This is a genomic window from Dactylosporangium sp. NPDC006015 (assembly GCF_040614215.1).
GTDB classification, from domain to species: domain Bacteria; phylum Actinomycetota; class Actinomycetes; order Mycobacteriales; family Micromonosporaceae; genus Dactylosporangium; species Dactylosporangium maewongense.
In genome coordinates, this window is record NZ_JBEXUD010000004.1 from 346,433 (window position 1) to 363,785 (window position 17,353).

General features: G+C 73.3%; 18 protein-coding genes and 1 pseudogene. 3 read left to right on the forward strand and 16 right to left on the reverse strand.

Going from position 1 to position 17,353, the window contains the following annotated elements:
* Positions 1 to 144 precede the first annotated feature (144 nt).
* A complete protein-coding gene (locus ABZ321_RS10150) occupies positions 145 to 489 on the forward strand; it encodes an RNA polymerase-binding protein RbpA (protein WP_033364323.1) in 345 nt (114 codons plus the stop codon).
* Positions 490 to 554: 65 nt separating this feature from the next.
* Positions 555 to 1,400: a pentapeptide repeat-containing protein gene (locus ABZ321_RS10155; RefSeq protein WP_354890796.1), complete on the forward strand. Its 846-nt coding sequence runs from the start codon at positions 555 to 557 to the stop codon at positions 1,398 to 1,400.
* On the opposite strand, the gene ABZ321_RS10160 is transcribed toward ABZ321_RS10155, so the two are convergent.
* Complete coding sequence (locus tag ABZ321_RS10160) at positions 1,318 to 1,710, reverse strand: STAS domain-containing protein (RefSeq protein ID WP_354890726.1); 393 nt, start codon at positions 1,708 to 1,710, stop codon at positions 1,318 to 1,320. The genes ABZ321_RS10155 and ABZ321_RS10160 overlap by 83 nt on opposite strands.
* A gap of 153 nt (positions 1,711 to 1,863) precedes the next feature.
* Here ABZ321_RS10160 and ABZ321_RS10165 point away from each other — a divergent pair, with 153 nt between their 5' ends.
* Entirely contained in the window at positions 1,864 to 3,192 is a 1,329-nt protein-coding gene (locus ABZ321_RS10165; RefSeq protein ID WP_354890727.1) for an MFS transporter, read from the forward strand.
* Positions 3,193 to 3,257: 65 nt separating this feature from the next.
* Here ABZ321_RS10165 and ABZ321_RS10170 read toward each other — a convergent pair whose 3' ends face one another.
* The 15 genes and pseudogenes from ABZ321_RS10170 to ABZ321_RS10240 form a co-directional block, all read right to left on the reverse strand.
* A complete protein-coding gene (locus ABZ321_RS10170; protein WP_354890728.1) occupies positions 3,258 to 4,496 on the reverse strand; it encodes an amidase in 1,239 nt (412 codons plus the stop codon).
* Between the two features lie 179 nt (positions 4,497 to 4,675).
* Positions 4,676 to 5,182 carry a hypothetical protein gene (locus tag ABZ321_RS10175; RefSeq protein WP_344504925.1) on the reverse strand — a complete coding sequence of 169 codons (507 nt, stop codon included), beginning with the start codon at positions 5,180 to 5,182 and terminating at the stop codon, positions 4,676 to 4,678.
* Positions 5,183 to 5,366: 184 nt separating this feature from the next.
* On the reverse strand, positions 5,367 to 5,843 hold the full coding sequence (locus ABZ321_RS10180; RefSeq protein ID WP_354890729.1) for a GNAT family N-acetyltransferase: 477 nt from the start codon (positions 5,841 to 5,843) through the stop codon (positions 5,367 to 5,369).
* Positions 5,844 to 5,887: 44 nt separating this feature from the next.
* Positions 5,888 to 6,433: a hypothetical protein gene (locus ABZ321_RS10185; protein WP_354890730.1), complete on the reverse strand. Its 546-nt coding sequence runs from the start codon at positions 6,431 to 6,433 to the stop codon at positions 5,888 to 5,890.
* Between the two features lie 49 nt (positions 6,434 to 6,482).
* Positions 6,483 to 6,653 (reverse strand): hypothetical protein, encoded by a 171-nt coding sequence (locus ABZ321_RS10190; RefSeq protein WP_344504929.1) that lies wholly within the window; start codon positions 6,651 to 6,653, stop codon positions 6,483 to 6,485.
* Positions 6,654 to 6,798: 145 nt separating this feature from the next.
* Positions 6,799 to 7,413, reverse strand: coding sequence for a uridine kinase (locus ABZ321_RS10195; protein ID WP_354890731.1), 615 nt, complete (start codon positions 7,411 to 7,413; stop codon positions 6,799 to 6,801).
* A gap of 31 nt (positions 7,414 to 7,444) precedes the next feature.
* Positions 7,445 to 7,972 carry an FxsA family protein gene (locus tag ABZ321_RS10200; RefSeq protein WP_354890732.1) on the reverse strand — a complete coding sequence of 176 codons (528 nt, stop codon included), beginning with the start codon at positions 7,970 to 7,972 and terminating at the stop codon, positions 7,445 to 7,447.
* Positions 7,973 to 7,981: 9 nt separating this feature from the next.
* Positions 7,982 to 8,776: a polyprenol monophosphomannose synthase gene (locus ABZ321_RS10205; RefSeq protein WP_354890733.1), complete on the reverse strand. Its 795-nt coding sequence runs from the start codon at positions 8,774 to 8,776 to the stop codon at positions 7,982 to 7,984.
* Positions 8,773 to 10,371 carry an apolipoprotein N-acyltransferase gene (lnt, locus tag ABZ321_RS10210; protein WP_354890797.1) on the reverse strand — a complete coding sequence of 533 codons (1,599 nt, stop codon included), beginning with the start codon at positions 10,369 to 10,371 and terminating at the stop codon, positions 8,773 to 8,775. Before lnt ends, ABZ321_RS10205 begins: the two co-directional genes overlap by 4 nt.
* Positions 10,372 to 11,214: 843 nt before the next feature.
* Complete coding sequence (locus ABZ321_RS10215; RefSeq protein WP_354890734.1) at positions 11,215 to 12,420, reverse strand: glutamate mutase L; 1,206 nt, start codon at positions 12,418 to 12,420, stop codon at positions 11,215 to 11,217.
* Between the two features lie 11 nt (positions 12,421 to 12,431).
* On the reverse strand, positions 12,432 to 12,821 hold the full coding sequence (locus tag ABZ321_RS10220; RefSeq protein WP_354890798.1) for a hotdog domain-containing protein: 390 nt from the start codon (positions 12,819 to 12,821) through the stop codon (positions 12,432 to 12,434).
* 8 nt (positions 12,822 to 12,829) lie between these two features.
* The gene (locus ABZ321_RS10225) at positions 12,830 to 13,561 is read right to left on the reverse strand and encodes an OAM dimerization domain-containing protein (protein ID WP_354890735.1); all 732 of its coding nucleotides are present in this window, start codon (positions 13,559 to 13,561) and stop codon (positions 12,830 to 12,832) included.
* Entirely contained in the window at positions 13,561 to 15,123 is a 1,563-nt protein-coding gene (locus ABZ321_RS10230) for a lysine 5,6-aminomutase subunit alpha (RefSeq protein WP_354890736.1), read from the reverse strand. Before ABZ321_RS10230 ends, ABZ321_RS10225 begins: the two co-directional genes overlap by 1 nt.
* A gap of 34 nt (positions 15,124 to 15,157) precedes the next feature.
* Positions 15,158 to 16,714 (reverse strand): amidohydrolase family protein, encoded by a 1,557-nt coding sequence (locus ABZ321_RS10235; protein WP_354890799.1) that lies wholly within the window; start codon positions 16,712 to 16,714, stop codon positions 15,158 to 15,160.
* Positions 16,711 to 17,130 (reverse strand): annotated as a pseudogene (locus ABZ321_RS10240) (zinc-binding alcohol dehydrogenase); the annotation flags it as partial. The pseudogene ABZ321_RS10240 and the gene ABZ321_RS10235, both read right to left, overlap by 4 nt.
* Positions 17,131 to 17,353 lie beyond the last annotated feature (223 nt).

The following is a 17,353-nucleotide window of genomic DNA, read 5'->3' on the forward strand; positions in this document are numbered from 1 at the left end:
AAAATAACCGTACCGACCCGGCGACTGGACTACCGCCAGACCCGGAAGGTCGTGTAATCTGCCCGCCCGCAGTGGGAATCGTCAGACCACCTGGTGTCGTTGGTTACAACGAAGCGCAACACGATTCGAAGGGGAAGACCGACCATGGGCGAGCGCATGCTGCGCGGCAGCCGTCTCGGAGCCGTCAGCTACGAGTCCGACCGCAACACCGAGCTGGCTCCGCGTCAGACCCGAGAATACCTGTGCGCCAAGGGGCACCAGTTCGAGGTGCCGTTCGCCGTCGACGCTGAGGTCCCGATGACCTGGGAGTGCAAGTTCGACGGTAGTGTCGCCCGGCTCGTCGACGGCAACGAGCCGGAGGCGAAGAAGGCGAAGCCGCCGCGGACCCACTGGGACATGCTGCTGGAGCGGCGCTCGATCGCGGAGCTCGAGGACATCCTCAACGAGCGCCTCGAAGAGGTCCGCCACCGCCGCGGCCGTTCCGCGTAAGCGACAGCCGCATCAGCACACCGGATAGCACGCACGCCCCGGCGGTCGACGACCGCCGGGGCGCTCTGCGTGCGGACTGCGCGAACTGTTTCGGGCTGTGCTGCGTCGCGCCGGCGTTCGCCAGGTCCGTGGACTTCGCGATCGACAAACCCGCCGGGCACGCCTGCCCCAACCTCGGTGCCACGTTCGGCTGCGGCATCCACACCGACCTGCGGCAGCGCGGGTTCGCCGGCTGCACCGTCTACGACTGCTTCGGCGCCGGGCAGAAGGTCGCGCAGGTGACGTTCGCCGGCCGTGACTGGCGGCAGGACCCGGGGTCCGCGCCGCTCATGTTCGACGTGTTCGCGACCATGCGCCATTTGCATGAGCTGCTGTGGTACCTGTCGGAGGCGCGGGACCTGCCCGCCGCGGCGCCCGTGCACGCCGACCTCGACGCCGCCCTCACCACGATCCGCCAGCTCACGGACCTGCCGGCCGCCGACCTCGCCGCCGTCGACGTCGACGCCCACCGGACCCGGGTCGTGCCGTTGCTGCGCCGGGCCGGCGAGCTCGCCAGGGCCGAGCATCAGCGTGGCCGACAGCCGTTCCAGGGCCGGCACCTCGTCGGCAAGGACCTGCGCCGCACCGACCTGCGCGGCGCTGACCTGCGTGGTGCCGTCGCCGTCGGCGCCGACCTCCGCGGGTCGGATCTGAGCGGTGCGGACGTGACCGGCGCGGATCTGCGTGGCGCCGACCTGCGCGGCGCGGACCTGCGGCGGGCGCTGTTCCTGATCCAGTCGCAGCTGGACGCCGCCCGCGGTGACGCCACGACCCGGCTCCCGGCGGCCCTCACCCGTCCGGGGCACTGGACGGAGCCGCCCCCGCGTCCCCGGCCGGGCCGGCAGGCAGGTCCGCGGTCAGGGCGTCGCTGACCGTTGCGTGGACCGGGATCCGGCCGGTGAGGCCGACCGTGTCCAGCAACCGCGCCAGGAACGGCGACGGCGCCGCCAGCCGCAGGTGACCACCCTCGGCGACGCACCGGTTGTGGCTGTACGCGAACGTGCCGAGCCCGACCGAGTCGCAGAAGTCGACGTCGCCGAGGTCCACCACGATCCGGAACCTGCCGCGGTCCAGCGCCCCGTGCATCGCCTCACGCAGCTGCGGGGCGGAGTCGATGTCCAGGGCCCCGCGCAGCGTGAGGAGTACGACACCACCGGCACAGTCCGTCACTGCAACATCCATGATTCGATCCTGCACCGGAACGCCCCGGCGCGCAGGACAGCGAGTGCGTCGCCCGTCACACCCCGGCTACCACCTGGCCCGTCGTCTCGCCACTGTCTCGCCACTGTCCGGCCTGGTACTGCCGCCGTATGCCTGGGCGGGTACCGTCACCCGGTGCTCGCCCGGCTCCTCACCGCCGCGGTCCTGGCGCGGACCGCCGAGGCGGGCGCCACGGTCGTGCTGCTCCTCGCGTCCGTCCAGCACTTCGGCGGCCCGGCGACCGGCGCGTCGGTCCTCGCGGCGCTGCTGGTCCCGCACGTCGTCGCCGGCCCGGTCGTCGGTCTCGTCACCGACCGGGCCCGCCGCCCGCGGCTCGTCCACGCGGGGTTCGCGGCGGTGTTCGGCCTGGCCCTCGGCGGTGTGCTGCTGCTCACGGGCGTGGCGCCGCTGCCGGTCGTCCTCGCGTTGGCCGTCGTCGCCGGCACCTGCGGTCCGATGATCTTCGGCGGGCTGTCGAGTCGTGTCGATGATGTGGTACCGGCACCGCGCCGCTCGCACGCCCGTGGCCTGGACGCGGCGACGTACAACGTGGCGGAGATCGCGGGCCCGGCGGCGGGCGCGTTGCTGGTGGCGGCGTTCGGTGTCCCGGTCGCCGCGGTGACCCTGTCGGCGGCGTGCCTGCTCGCGGCGGGCGCGCTGCTGACCGTCACCCCAACCGCCGCGCCCACCGTGCCCGAACCGACGGAGCTCGCAGCCACGGCGTCTGTACTGACGGAGCCCGCGTCCACAGTGCACGCGGCACCGGTCGGTGCGGATGCGGACGGTCCCAAGGCGAGCGACGCCGGCCCTCACCGCGTGCGTTCCGGTGAGGAGAAGCCGGGGCTCCGGGACGGGTTGGCGGCGATGGTACGCAGCCGCCCGCTGCTCGCGGTGACGGCGGCGACCGCGGTCGCCTCCTACGCGGCGGGGATGATCACGCCGGTGGCGGTGGTGCTCGGGGTGGCGGCCGGGCGTCCGGCCGGTGGTGGATTGCTGGTAACAGCATTAGGTGTGGGGGCGTTGTGCGGGTCGCTGCTGGTGGCGCGGTTCCCGGCGTGGGTGCCGGCGCACCGGGTGGTGCTGGCGTGCCTCGTCGCGGTCGGGTTGGCGCTCGCCTGCGCGGCGGCCGGCGTGGCGGCCGGGGCGCCGTGGGCGGTGCTGGTCGGACTGTTCGCGGTGACGGGTGTGCTCGACGGGCCGCTGCTGTCGTCGGTGTTGGAGGTCCGGTCGCGGGAGGCACCGCCGGGGACCCGGACGCAGGTGTTCACGCTGGGAGCGGGGATCAAGCTGACGGCGGCGTCGGCGGGCGCGGGGACGTTCACGCTGCTGGCCGGCGCACCGCCGGCGGTGCTGGTCGGGGTGCTGTCCGCGGGGCACGTGGCGGCCGCGGCGCTCGGCGTGGTGCTGCTGCGGACCCGTCGTGCCGCCGCTGTTGGACCGGCGACAGCCCCTGATGGCCCTTGAGACGCCGCCATGGCCCGCGATGGAAGAGCTGCCGGTCCCGCTCGTCGAGCACCACCGATCGGCTGTCAGCAGTCCGCCGGGCCGAACAGCGCTTCGATGGCCTGTGACCAGTCCAGCAGCCGCTCGTCGCTTCCTGCGACGCTGACACACTGCAACCCGAGCGGCAGACCGTTCCCGGCCCGCCCAACGGGGATGGAGAGGGAAGGCCAGCCGGCGTAGCTCCATGGCAGGCACATGACAGAGCCGCCCGTGCTGGCCAGACCGTGCGGTGCGGGACCGGTGGCGGCGGGACTGATCCACACATCGACGTCTGCCTCATCGGTCGTCTGTGCCAGGCTGGTCCGGAAGGCTTCCCGTCGTCGCAGCCCGCGCTCGTACTGCTCCCGTGAGATCGCCTGTCCTTGACGGACCGTGGCCACGGATTGCTGCCGGTAGAGGGCCCCGTACCGGGGGAACCACGCAGCGTGGCTCTGCGCGGCCTCATAGCGGTTCACCGTGTGCAGGTCTTCAGCGTCATGTGCGAGGTCCGCGAACATGGGGACGCAGTGCACGGGGAACCCGGCGTTCGACAGGGCCGCCACCTGCGCTTCGAATGCCGCACGGGCCTCCGTTCCGGCCTGCTCCAGGTAGGGCCCGTCGGGCACGCCGAGCACTGGGCGCTTCACCTCGGCGTCCCGCACCGGTTGCCAGCCATCGCACAGCACGGCTGCCGCGATCGCCGCCGCGGCGGTCGTCGCGGCGAAGACCCCGATGGTGTCGAGGGTCGGCGCGTTGGCGATCACGCCGTCGATCGGGATCCGGTGGGCGGTCGGTTTGAACCCCACGACGCCGCAGTACGCCGCGGGACGGATCATCGACCCGACCGTCTGGGTGCCGATGGCCAGCGGCACCATGCTCGCTGCGACAGCTGCTGCCGACCCGCTGCTGGAGCCACCGGGCGTGTGGTCGTGGGCGTGTGGATTGCGTGTCGGGCCCGGCGCGGTCATGGCGAACTCCGCCGTCACGGTCTTTCCCGCGATCAGGGCTCCGGCGTTCCGGAGCCGGTCCACGGCTCCTGCCTGTCTGCCCTCGAACACCTCCGGGGGCAGCGCGGAGCCACCTCGCGTGGGCAGTCCGTCCACGCGCACGATGTCCTTCACCGCTACCGGGACGCCGAACAGCGGCGGTCGCGACGCGGCGACCGGCCAGCGCTCGTGGATCGAGCGGAGCTCCCGGCGAAGGCGTTCCCGCCGGGCGGCGCTTGTCTCTGACTCGGCGACGAAGGCGTGGATGGGACGGTCTGTCTCGTCGATCCGGTCGCACAACATGTCGACGGTCGCGGACGGCGAACCGCTCGCCTCGTACGTTGTCGTTTGCACGCGGCCCAGATTGCCAGAGCCGGGGTCGCACGCCGCCTGAGCGGCGGGGCGGAAACGCCGGCGGGCGGCGCCCCGGGTGATGGGGTGCCGCCCGCCGTGTTGTGCCGCCGTGTTGTGCCGCCTGGTCAGCGGTGGTGGTGCCGGCCGCCGTAGACGTGGGCGACGAGCAGGTACTTGCCGTTGGAGCCGACCCGGTAGCAGTCGCTGTCGTCCCAGCGGTCGCGGACCTCGCCGATCCAGCCCGCGAAGTTGCAGGCCTTCTTGTTCGGGTAGGTCTTCACGGCCCAGGAGCGGACCCACCGGTTGTCGCGGCGGTGGCCGTCCCAGTTGCCGTTCCAGCTGCCGTTGTTGTTGCCGTTGCCCCAGCCGCCGGGCCCGTGGTGGTTGCCGTTGTTGTTCCCGCCGGGGCCGTTGTTGCCGCCCGGGTTGTTGTTCCCGCCCTGGTTGTTGCCGCCGCCGTTGTTCCCGCCGGGTCCACCGCCGGGTCCGCCGCCGGGGCCGGGCTGGACGGCGGTGGTGTTGCTGTCGGCGGACGGTGCGGCCGAAGCGGCGGTGGCGCCCATGCCGAGGACCGCACCGGCGGCCAACGTCATGCCCGCCAGGGCCAGGAACCGTTGTGTGGTGTTGCGCATCTCTGACTCCCCCTCATGTCGTGATGACGCGGTAACACTATGTAGTTGAAAGCCCCAAAATGCGCAAAACGCGTCAGCCTTTCAGCCAAAGGCTGGACGACTTTAGGGCAGCCCGTGACGCCCGCCGGCGTGCCTCGTTAACCGGACGAACCAGTACAAGAGCGACACGCGGGAAGCGGAAGTCCTACGCGAGTGGGAGCTCCAGGACGGCCCCGCCGGCGGTGAACGGGTCCCGGCCGGCGATGGTGAACCCGGCCCGCGCATACGTGCGCAGCGCCGCGGTGTTCCCGCCGGCGACCTCCAGCTCGACCCGGCAGGTGCCCTGCCCGCGCGCCCATCCGGTGACGGCGGCGACGAGCCGCCCGGCGGCCCCACGACCCCGCGCGGCGGGGCACACCCACATGCTGATCAGGTGCGCGACGTCCGGCGCGCCGGGCGTGATCCACCCGCACGCGATCCCGACGGGGTCGGGGCCGTCGAACGCCGCGAAGTAGCTGCCGTGCCGTGGCCAGTCCCGCCATTCGGCCTCGGACCGGGCCGCTTCCCGCAGGTGGCTGCTGGCGAACGCGTCCGGGCTGTCCAGCAGCGCCGCGAGCCGCAGTTGCCGCTTCAGCTGCCAGTCGTCGCCGGTGAGCTGCCGGGTGTCGAAGCGGCGGGGCATCACTGGACCATGCCGATTCGCCCGCCGGGACACAACTGGGATTTTTAGCGTGCCGCGCGGTCGGTGTCGAGTTGTTCGACGACGGGCCGGACGACGTCGTCGAGGTGCCGGACGAGGACGGCGACGGCCCGTTCGGCGGCGGCGTCGATGTGCCGGTTCTCCGTCGGGACCGGCAGCCCGTCCAGTGGGAGCGGCGTTTCCAGCAGCAGGGTGCCGCGTAGGTGCGGGTGCCGGGACAGGTCCTGCGCGGACGGCTGCACGAACTGCCCGAACAGTTCCGGCCAGCCGCGCCACCCGCGGTCCCGCCACCACGTCCGGGACACGGTCAGCGGCGCCGGCAGCGGCGACACCAGCTCGACGCGGGCGGTGAGCCCACCGTCGAACGGGTTCCGCACGCACATCGCGGACAGGACCCGCCGGTGCCATCGCACGTACCCGGGGTCCAGCAGCGGCGGGGTGGCGACGGCCCAGGCGGCGCACGCGAACCCGACGGGGGCGATGTCGCCGATGGTGTCGGCGAAGTCGGCGGCCCGGTCCCGGACGGCGGTGAGGTACCGGTCCCGGTCGCGGTCGAGCCAGAACGTCTTCACGTAGCCGACGGTAGCCCGTCCGCGTCCGGCCCGTGCCCCGACCGGACGTTCAGCGGGACCCGAGGACGGCGGCGGCGACGGCCCGGCGCAGCGCCGGCGTGCACAGCAGGTCGGTGTTGTCGACGTACTGGTCGATCCCGCCGACGGGTGGCAGCTTCCGCAGCGCCGGGTCGCTGATCGCGTCGTGGAGCGCCGCCGCGTACCGTCCGGCGTCGATCACGTCGTACGGCCGGTCGTGGTACTTCCGATCCTCGCCGCGGCGTGCGGCGGCCCCGGGTAGTGCGCGTCCAGCAGCGGCCGGACCGCGTCGGTGTAGAACACCTCGCACAACCGCACCCCAGGCAGGAACGCAGGAGTCCCGGGGGTCACAGGACGACGGCCGGGTGCCGGGGGTCGTCGGCGCGGACGACGACGTCGGCGTACTCGTGCGGCATCGCCTCGTCGTGGTACCGCTGGAACGCCGGCAGCGTCCACTGCAGCTCGGGTGGGGTGCGGCGGGCGATCGCGGCCGCGGTCTGCGTGAGGTGGACGGTGACGTCGAAGTCGAGGCCGGCGCCGAGCAGCATCGTGCCGGACACGACGACGACCGTCCCGGCGGGCAGGTCCAGGTAGGGGGCGCGGGTCGCCCGGTCGGTGACGGGGTCCCACAGTGACGGCAGCACCCGCCCGGTCCCGCCGGGGGCGGCGGGGGTGAGGACTTCCCGGGTGATGGCGCGCAGGTCGAGCCAGTCCTCGTAGTACGCGTCGGGGTTCGTCCGGCCCCGTTCGAGGCGCAGCGACGCCTGCCGCAGGAACCCGCCGGCGGGGATGTGGACGGCGTGCCCGCCGTCGCCGTGGACGGCGTCGACGATCCGCCCGGCGAGTGTCTCCGGGGCGGCGGTGGGCGCACCGTCGACCGCGACCCGGGTCGCACCCACCTTGACGATCCGCGCGGCGATGTCGGACGCGAGCCCTCCGAGGGTGACCGGCCGCGCCTTCACCGAACCGGCCCGGGGAACCAGCGGACGGCGGTCACGGCGTGGGGTGGCGGTGCTGCGGGTCGATCACGTCACCTTCGATGACCTCGCCCTGCAGCACCTCCCCGCTACCCGGCTGGGTCGGGACGGTGCCGTTGTCGGCGCGGGTCGCTTTCACGATCCTGGGCCCGAACAGGTCACCGGCCGCGGCGGCGGAGATCCGTGACTCGGTCGCCTGCCGGATCCGCCGGCCGGTGAACGTCCGGACCGGCGGGATCAGCAGCAGCAGCCCGACGGTGTCGGTGATGAACCCGGGGGCGAGCAGCAGCAGCGCCGCGGCGAGCCCGGCGACGCCGGTCCCGGCGTCACCGCCGGGTGGCCGGCCCTCGTTCACCGCGGTCCGCAGCCGCTGCCACGCCCGGACCCCTTCCCGTTTCAGCAGCACCCCACCGAGGATCGTGGTGGCGACCCCGGCGAGGACCGCGACCCACCAGCCGATGGCGTGCGCGACCAGCACGAACACGACGATCTCGGCGATCACCAGCAGGAACGCTCCGGCGGCGGCGAACCCCAGTTTCCGCATGGACGCTCCTCAGCCGCCTTGCCGGGCGTCGGCGCGGGCGTCGCGGGGTCCGCCGCCGGCGACGCCGCGGCGCAGCGCCGCCCACCGGTGCGACGCCCCCCACACGGTGACCCGCCACAACGCTTCCCGGACGATGTTGGAGCTCATCTTCGAGTGGCCGCGCTGCCGTTCCGCGAACGTGATCGGGACCTCCTGGACGCGGAACCCGTTGCGGTGGGACCGCCACGCGAGGTCGACCTGGAAGCAGTACCCCTGCGACGCGATCGACCCGATGTCGATCTTGTCGAGGACGGGGACACGGTAGGCGCGGTATCCGCCGGTCGCGTCCCGCAACGCCATCCCCAACGCCATCCGCACGTACAGGTTGCCGCTGCGGGAGATCAGGTGCCGGTGCCACGGCCACCCGACCGTCTTGCCGCCTTTCACGTACCGGGACCCGAGGACGACGTCCGCGTCCCGGAGCGCGTCCAGCAGCCGCGGCAGCTCCTCCGGCGCGTGGGAGCCGTCGGCGTCCATCTCCACGACAGCGTCATACCCGTGGTCGGTGCCCCACGCGAACCCCGCCAGGTACGCGGCGCCGAGCCCCTGCTTCCCCGGCCGGTGCAGCACGTGCACGCCCGGGTCGGCGGCGGCGAGCTCGTCGGCGATCCGGCCGGTCCCGTCGGGGCTGTTGTCGTCGGCGATCAGCACGTCGACGGCGGGGTTGGCGGTCCGGACCCGGTCCACGATCGGCCGGATGTTGTCGGCCTCGTTGTAGGTGGGGATGATGACGAGGACCCTACCGACCCCAGGGTATTCGTTCACGCGTCCTCCTCGGTCGGTGCTGCCGGGTGCTGACGGGTGCGTCTGCGGACGGCGGCGGCGGCCACCAACGCCCCGATACCCAGCATCACGATCACATATTCGGGTCCGGCGCCGACCGTGGTCGCGACGGTCCTGCCCGACCCGAGGTGCAGCTCCCGCAGGATGACGGCACCTTCGTTGAACCGGGTCTCGTCGCTGGTCCCGCCGGACGGGTCCGCGAACGCGGAGATCCCGACGGTTGACGCCATCAACGCGTCCCGGCCGTGCTCCACCGCCCGCAACCGGACCATCGCCAGCTGCTGCCGGGCCTCGGCCTCGTCGAACGTCGCGTTGTTCGTCTGCACGGCGAGCAGCTGCGCGCCGCCGGTGACGGTGTCACGGACGAGCCCGTCGTAGGCGACCTCGAAGCAGATGACGTCACCGACGACGGCGGGCCCGACCCGCAGGACGCCTGGCGTGTCGCCGGGGGTCATGTCGGAGACCCGGTCGACCTCTTTGCTCACCATCCGGGCGATGTCCCGCAGCGGCATCGTCTCCGCGAACGGCACCGGGTGCCGTTTCGTGTACCGGGCGGACACGCCGCCCTGCCGCGGGTTCCCGGCCGCGTCGACGTCCGGCTCCCACACGAGCCCCGCGTTCTCGACCCCGACGGCCGGGTCGGTGAGGACGGCTCCGACGAGGATCGGCACCCCGACGGCCCGGGCGGCGGTCGCGATCGCGGCGGCGGCGTCGGCGTTGCGCAGCGGGTCGATGTCGGATGAGTTCTCCGGCCACACGACCAGGTCGGGCCGCCGTGCCCCGCCTTCGGTGACCTTCCGGCCGAGCTCGACGGTGGCCCGGACGTGGTTGTCGAGGACGGCGCGGCGTTGCTCGTTGAAGTCGAGGCCGAGCCGCGGCACGTTGCCCTGCACGACCGCCACGTACACGCCGGCGCCCGTGGCCCGGTGGACGGGCACGAGCAGCGCCCCGGCGACGACGACCACGGCGGCGACCGGCCCGGCGGCTGGTTTCACCCGCTCGAACCACCCGCGGGTGACAGTGTCCTCACCGGCGGTGCGGGATGTACTGACGGTCTTGACGAACGGGACGGCGAGGAGGGCTCCGGTGACCGCGACCGCGAACGTGACCAGCGGCGCCCCGCCGACCGCGGCGAGCCGCAGCAGCGGCGACGTGTCCTGCGAGAACGCGAGCCGCCCCCACGGGAACCCACCGAACGGTGCCCGGTCCCGCAACGCTTCCTGCGCCGTCCACAACGTCGCGACCGCTGCCGCCCACACCCACGGCCGGGCCCGCAGCCCGCTGACCCATGCGGTCGCCGCGCCGAGCAGCCCGATGAACAGCGCCTGCAGCGTCGACAGCAGCAGCCACGGGACCATCCCGGTGTGCAGGTTCGTCCATTCCAGCAGCGGCGTGAAGAACAACGCGCCGGTGAGGGTCCCGAGCCCGAACCCGGCCCGCAGCCGACGGCCGTGGACGGACACGGCGGCGAGCGCGACCGCGACCGGCGCCGCCCACCACCACCCGTACGGCGGGAACGCGACGAGCATCACAGGCCCGGCGACCGCGGCGAGGAGCACCGCGGCCCACAACGGCAGGGGCCGGGCGGTGCGGGTGGGGTCCGGGTCCGCGGGGACACGCGCGGCGGGCGCCTCGTCGGAACCGTCCGCTGCGCTGCTGGTGCTGACCAACGTCACCTGCGCCAACTCTCCTGGCCGTCGTCACCCGCGCCCGCCGCCGGTGCGCGGGCGTGCAGGGCCGTCGCGGCCTGCGGCGCCAATTATGCGGCCACCTGCCCCCGGACACGGCATCGCAGCGGCGCGGGCGGCTGTGAATGTGCTGGGATGTGGCTGGACTGTGTCCGGACCGAAACCGAACCGGCCGTCACCACACCCTCGCGACCGTTGCCGGTGACCGCCGGCCCTGACCCACCCCGTACGGGGCGCTGTCGGCGCCCTGACGGGCGTCGTGCCGGGCTGCGCGGCAGGGGCTGAATCGGGGCGCGACCGGAGTCGCGCCCCGCGCTCCCAGGCCCTTTGTCCGGCCGGTGGGCAGGTCGGGAACGGCGCGGCCTTCGTTCCGGCGCGGCGCGGGCTGGCTGCCCGGGCCGTGTCGTTGTCTACTGGTCGCGTGACCCCCCTGCCCTGACACCGGTGGATGCCCGGCCCGCGGCCCCCGCCGACCCCCGCCCGCTGGATCAGGTGGCGTCCCGCCGGTTGGCGGGGACGTCCGATCAGTGGGCGTTGGGGAGTAGCGAACCGTGGTCACCCGCGCCGAAGTAGGACGCAAAGACGTTACGCGCTGTCCCGGGGGGACTGTCAACCGTCGCACGCGATGTAATTCATCGCGGTCGGCGTGTCGGGTGTGTCGGTCGCGGTGTGTCGGACGGCGCCCGCCGAAGTTCACCCGCTGCGGATGAAGGACCGCCGACCGGCTCTTCGTCACCCATTGTGTATGTGCTCGCGGAGCAGCGACGCCGCCGCGCCGGGGTGGTCGGCGGCGAGGAGCCCGGCGGCGGCGAGGACGTACCGGTCGTCGACGGTCACCGTCGGGTGCCGTGGCAGCGCCCACCCGCCGGCGTGGTCGGTCAGCACCGGCCGCAGCGCCGCGACCGCCGCCGCCCGTGCCGCGTGCCGGAACACGCCGCCGGACGCGACGACCGACACGACGTCACGCAGGTCCCGTCCGCTGCGCGCGTGCCGCCGCACCGCGATCACGGTCGCGGCGGCGGCGACGCCGAGCGGCCCGTCACCGACGGCGACGTGTTCCCGGGCGGCGGCGGTGTGGACACCGTCGACGTTCCACCGCACCCCCAGGTCCCCTTCGACGGTCCTGGCCCGCCACAGGGTGCCGGCGACCGCGGTCCCGGCACCGTCGGGGACGAGCGCCGAGTACACGTCCGTCGTCGCCCCGCCGACGTCGACGACGAGCAGGTCCCCGCCGGTGGTGTCGGCGTGCAGCGACACCCCGGTGAGGACCGCGTCCGGGGTCGCCATCCGCACCAGCCGCCCGAACCGGGGGCCGCGGGACAGGTGTTTGCCGCCGATGACGTGCCGCAGGAACACGTCCCGGATCGCGGCGCGGGCCGGGACCGGGTCGACGACACCGATGCGCGGCAGGACGTTCCCGGCGCCGACCGCCGGCACCCTGCGCGCCGTGAGCAGCTCGACGGCGGTGTCGCGGACGTCGGCGTTCCCGGCGACGACGACCGGCACCCGCCATCTGGCGGCGGCGAGCCGGCGCGTGTTGTGCAGCAGCACGTCGCTGTCGCCGCCGTCGGTGCCGCCGACGACCAGCACCACGTCCGGTGCCGCCGCCCGCACCTGCCGGATCCCGGCCGGGGTCTGCGGCCCGGCGGCGACGTGCACGACCCGCGCCCCGGCGGACAACGCGACCCGGTGCGCGGCGTCGGCGGACACGAGGTGCTCGTAGCCGACGACGGCGAGCCGCAACCCACCACCCGCCGACGAGCAGCAGTACACGTCCTGCACGGGTCCGGCGTCGGCGAGGAGCGCGTCGACGCCGTCGAGGACGTCACCACGGGTCGTCGGGTGCGTCCCGGTCCGTACCAGGGTCCCGTCGGTGACGTCGACGACGGCGAGTTTCGTGTCCGTCGACCCCACGTCCAGGCAAGCGACGAGCGTCATGTCGGGGGTCTTCAGCTGCCGGGGACGACCACGGTGCCGGTCGCCGACACCGCCAGCAGCGGCGGGTCGACGACGGCCGCTGTCGACGCGCCGGCTTCCGGGGTACCGCGGCAGACGACGTGACACGTGAAGTCGACGGTCCGGGACCGGGTCCCGACCCTGACGACCGTCGCGGTCACCTCGAGGACGTCACCGGCTCGGACCGGCGCGTGGAACGCGACCGTGCTGTACCCGGCGAACAACCCCTCGTCGCCGTCGGTGCGGATGCACAGTTCGGTGGCGACGTCACCGAACAACGCGAGGCTGTACGCGCCGTCGACGAGGTTCCCCGCGTAGTGCGCGTGCGAGTACGGCACGTACCGGCGGTGCAGCACCGTCACCCCGACCGCCGCGCCGGTCACCGGGCCAGTCACCGGGCACCGACCGCGTGGACGAGATACGACGCGACCTCCCGCGGGGTCGTGCCCCGCCCGAAGATCCGGTCGACGCCGAGGTCCGCGGTCTGCAGCTCGTCGAACCTGGGCCCGCCGACGACCAGCAGCGGCCGCCGCGCCGCGGGGAACGCCTCACGGAACGCCGCCGACATCTCCCGCGTGTTGTGCAGGTGCGCGTCGCGTTGCGTGACGACCTGACTGACGAGGACCGCGTCGGCCTTCTCCGCCCGCGCCTGCTCCACCAGGGCGGGGACGGCGACCTGCGCGCCGAGGTTCACCACCCGGCACTCCCGGTAGTACTCGAGGCCCTTCTCACCGGCGATCCCTTTCACGTTGAGGATGGCGTCGATCCCGACGGTGTGCGCGTCCGTGCCGATGCACGCACCGACGACGACGAGTTTCCGGCGCAGCTTCGCCCGGATCCCGGCGTTGACCTCCTTCGCCGACAGCAGCGGATAGTCCCGTTCGGCGACGACGACCTTCCCGGGTTCGACGAGGTGGTTGACCCGCCCGTACACGACGAAGAACGTGTGCCCGTCACCGATCTGCTTCGCGTGCACGACCATCGCCGGGTCGATCCCCATCTTCCCCGCCAGCTGCAGCGCCGCGCCCTCGCCGCGCTTGTCCGCGATCAGCGGCAGCGTGAAACTGACCTGCACCATCCCGTCGCCGGTCGTGTCGCCGTACGGGCGGATCACCGCACTCATCACACACCCCCGTCCAGCAGGTCGATCGCCGGGTTCCAGTACCCGGCCTCCCGGACCGCGACCCCGTCGAGGCCTTTCCCGCGGTCGGCGGGCCGCCGCATGATCCCGAACGTGCCGGCACCGATCGCGGCCAGGAGCCCCTGTTCCCCGATCTGCCGCAGCAACGTCACCGCCTCATCGAGGACCGTGTGCGCGCGGCCGCGGATGAACGCGCCCGGCGTGAAGTCCTCGTGCAGGTTCCCGGCGGCGTTCAGCACGTACCGCACGTTCTGCAACGCGATGTCCCGGTCCGACAGCCACGGCGTCACCACCGCCTCCGTCATCATCCCGACGAGGAGGATCCCCTGCCCGGTGAGCGCACCGGCGAGGTTGAAGAACCCGTCGAGGAGGTTCCCGCGGAACACGTCCCCGGTCATGTGTTTCGTCGGCGGCATCCACTTCAGCGGCGCGTCCGGGAACAGCTCCCGCGCCAGCAGCGCGTGCGCGAGCTCCAGCCGGAACGACTCCGGCACCTCCGGGTTGATCTCGAACGCGTGCCCGAGCCCCAGCTGCCAGTCCTGCAGCCCCGCCTCGTGCGCGAAGTACTCGTTCAGCAGCTGCGACACCGTCACCGTGTGCGCGGCGTCGACCGCGTCCGCGGTCGTCAGGTAGTTGTCCTCACCGGTGTTGATGATGATCCCGGCCCGGGCGTGGATCTGCCGGGAGAACCGCTGGTCGACGAACGTCCGGATCGGGTTGATGTCCCGGAACAGGATCCCGTACATGGAGTCGTTCAGCATCATGTCGAGCCGCTCCAGGCCGGCGAGCGCCGCGATCTCCGGCATGCACAGCCCGGACGCGTAGTTCGTCAGCCGCACGTACCGCCCGACCTGCTTCGACGTCTCGTCGAGCGCCGCCCGCATCAGCTTGAAGTTCTCCTGCGTCGCGTACGTCCCGGCGAACCCTTCCCGGGTCGCGCCTTCCGGCACGTAGTCCAGCAGCGACTGCCCGGTGGACCGGATGACGGCGATGACGTCCGCGCCGGCCCGCGCCGCCGCCTGCGCCTGCGGGATGTCCTCGTAGATGTCACCGGTCGCGACGATCAGGTAGATCCACGGCCGCTGCTTCGGGTCCCCGTGCCGCCGGATGAGCCGTTCCCGTTCCGCCCGCCGCCGGTCGATCCGCGTCAGCCCGGTCTTCACCGCTTTCACCGCTGCCCGTTTCGCCACCGTACCGGCGGGCCCCGCCCGGAACGTGCCCCGGAACGTGACGCTGCCGGCGGCGGCTTTCTGCGCGAGCAGCGTCAGGTCCTGGTGCCCGTCGTCGGTCAGCGCCTGGAACACCGGGCCCGTCACGCCACCGCCGAGCCCGACCTGGTCCCGGACGACGTCGACGAGACGGTTCACCCACGGGATCCCGTCTGGGTCCGCGCCGGTGATCCCCGCCAACCTGAGCGTGGCCCGTTCCACGGACACGGTCGTGTGGCTGCGCGCCAGGTCCACGACCGGCCGGCCCGCGGCCGCCGCCAGCCGGCGCGCCGTCTTCACGGTTCGCTGGTCGAGCTTCAGTTTCCCGCCGCTCATCGCTGCGCGCTCACCTTCCTGCTGCTCATCCTGCTCATCGCGGCTCCTGCCGGGAGTGGATCGGCCGGCCCCGCAGCACCGTCACCCGCGCCTGCGGGTTGCTGTCGGTGTGCAGCACCTCACTGATGTCGTCGGCTGTGTCCCACACCGCGAACGTCGCCGACCAGCCGGGGTTCAGGACCCCTTCGTCGTCGATGCCGACGGCCCGCCACCCGCCGCGGGTGTGCGCCGCGAACGCCGCCTTCGCCCCGATCCGCTGCACCGGGTTGTGGTGCCGCATCGCCGCCCGGCACGACCCCCACGGGTCCAGGTCCGTCACCGGCGAGTCCGACCCGAACGCCAGCAGCACCCCCACCCCGGCGAGCGCACCGATCGGGTTCGAAGCAAGCGACCGCGCCTTCCCGAGCCGCTGCGCGTACATGCCGCGTTCCCCACCCCACAACCGGTCGAACGCCGGCTGGACGCTCGCCACGATCCCGAAGTCCACCAGCCGCGCGATCGCCTGCTTGTCCAGCAGCTCCACGTGCTCGATCCGGTGCCGGCCGGCCCGGATCCGCTCCACCCCGACCTGCTTCGCCGCACCCGCGAACCCGTCCAGGACCGTCACGATCGCCTGGTCGCCGATCGCGTGGAACCCGCCCTGCATCCCGTGCCGCACACAGTCCACGACGTGCTCCGTCACCTGCCCCGCCGTCAGGTACCCGTGCCCGTGCTCATCCACCCGCTGCCCGTGCTCGTCCCGCCCGTCCAGGTACGCACTGCTCAGATGCGCCGTCCGGGCGCCGAGCGCACCGTCGGCGTACAGGTCACCGGCGGCGCCGACCGCACCCAGCTCCTTCGCCTTCGCCGCCGCGTTCGGCTCACCCCACAGCCCGTACACCTCCGGCAGCCACAACCCGTGCGACATCGCGGCGACGAAGTCGTCCTCACCGGACGTCCCGGGCCCGCCGCACTCGTGCACCGACGCGATCCCCAGCGACGCCGCGTGCGTGAGCGCCGCCCGCTGCGCGTCCACGATCTGCGCCCGGCTCACCGACCCGTACGCGACCTCCCGCACGAGGTGGTGGGCGTCGCGGCGCAGCCACCCGGAACTGTCATACCCCGCTGTCACCTTCACGTCGTCGGTGAGCAGCTTCGACGAGACGAGGGCAGCGTGCACACACGTCCGGGACAGGTAGACGGCCCGGCCTCCGCCGGCCCGGTCGAGCTCCGCCGCCGACGGCGTCGTCTGGTCCGCCCACCCTGACTCGTCCCACCCGTGCCCGATCACGATCGCGTCGGCGGGGAGGGTCGCGGCGTGCGCGGCGACCGCGTCGAGGACCTGCTGCCTGGACCTGGTCCGGGCGAGGTTCAGGCCGCGCAGGGTGAGCCCGGTCGCGGTGGTGTGCACGTGCGCGTCGACGAACGCCGGGGTGACGAGCGCACCGTCGAGGTCCACGACCCGGTCCACGCTGCCCCCGGCCCGGGTCGGCGCGTCCGCGTCGGGGCCGAGCCAGGCGATCGTGGCACCGTCGACGAGCAACGCGGTCGCGGACGGGTCGGCGGGGGTGTGGACGCGGCCGCCACGGAAGAGGGTTCGCATGCGGCTCAGTCTGCCAACCCGGGCGGTGCTTCGGCCCGCAACCGCGCCTGGAACAGGTTCCGGACACCGCTGTCGGATCGCAGCAGCCGCAGTGCGTAGTCGGCATGTCCCGGGACGTAACCGTTGCCGATGAGCATCGTCACGTCCGCGGCGAGACCTTCCGCGCCGAGCGCCGCCGCGGGGAACGACGTCGCCATGGAGAAGAACACGACGGTCCCGCCGGCCGCGGTGGCGAGGACCGCGGCGTGCTCACACCCGGGGACGTCGACACACACGACGGTGACGTCCGCCGCGCCACCGGCTCCGTCGAGGGCCGCGGCGAGCCCGACGGCGTCGCGGGCGTCGGCGATGACGATGGCGTCGGCGAGTCCTGTGCCGGCGAGCCGGTCCCGTTCCGCCGCGTCCCGGACCACCCCGACGGTCCGCACCAGCGCCGCGGGTTGTCCGCCGCCGCCGGTGTACGACCTGCCGCCGTTGCCGGCCACCGTGGTGTGACCGCCTGCCGGGGAGTGTGCGCCGGTTTCGCTCGCCGCAACGCCGGCAGCGTCGGAGGTTGTCGCGGTGGCCGTCGCGCTCGCGGCGTCCGACGGTCCGGTGGGGGCGGCTCCGCCGCTGACGGCGGGCAGGACGGAGGGGGTGGCCTGTCGG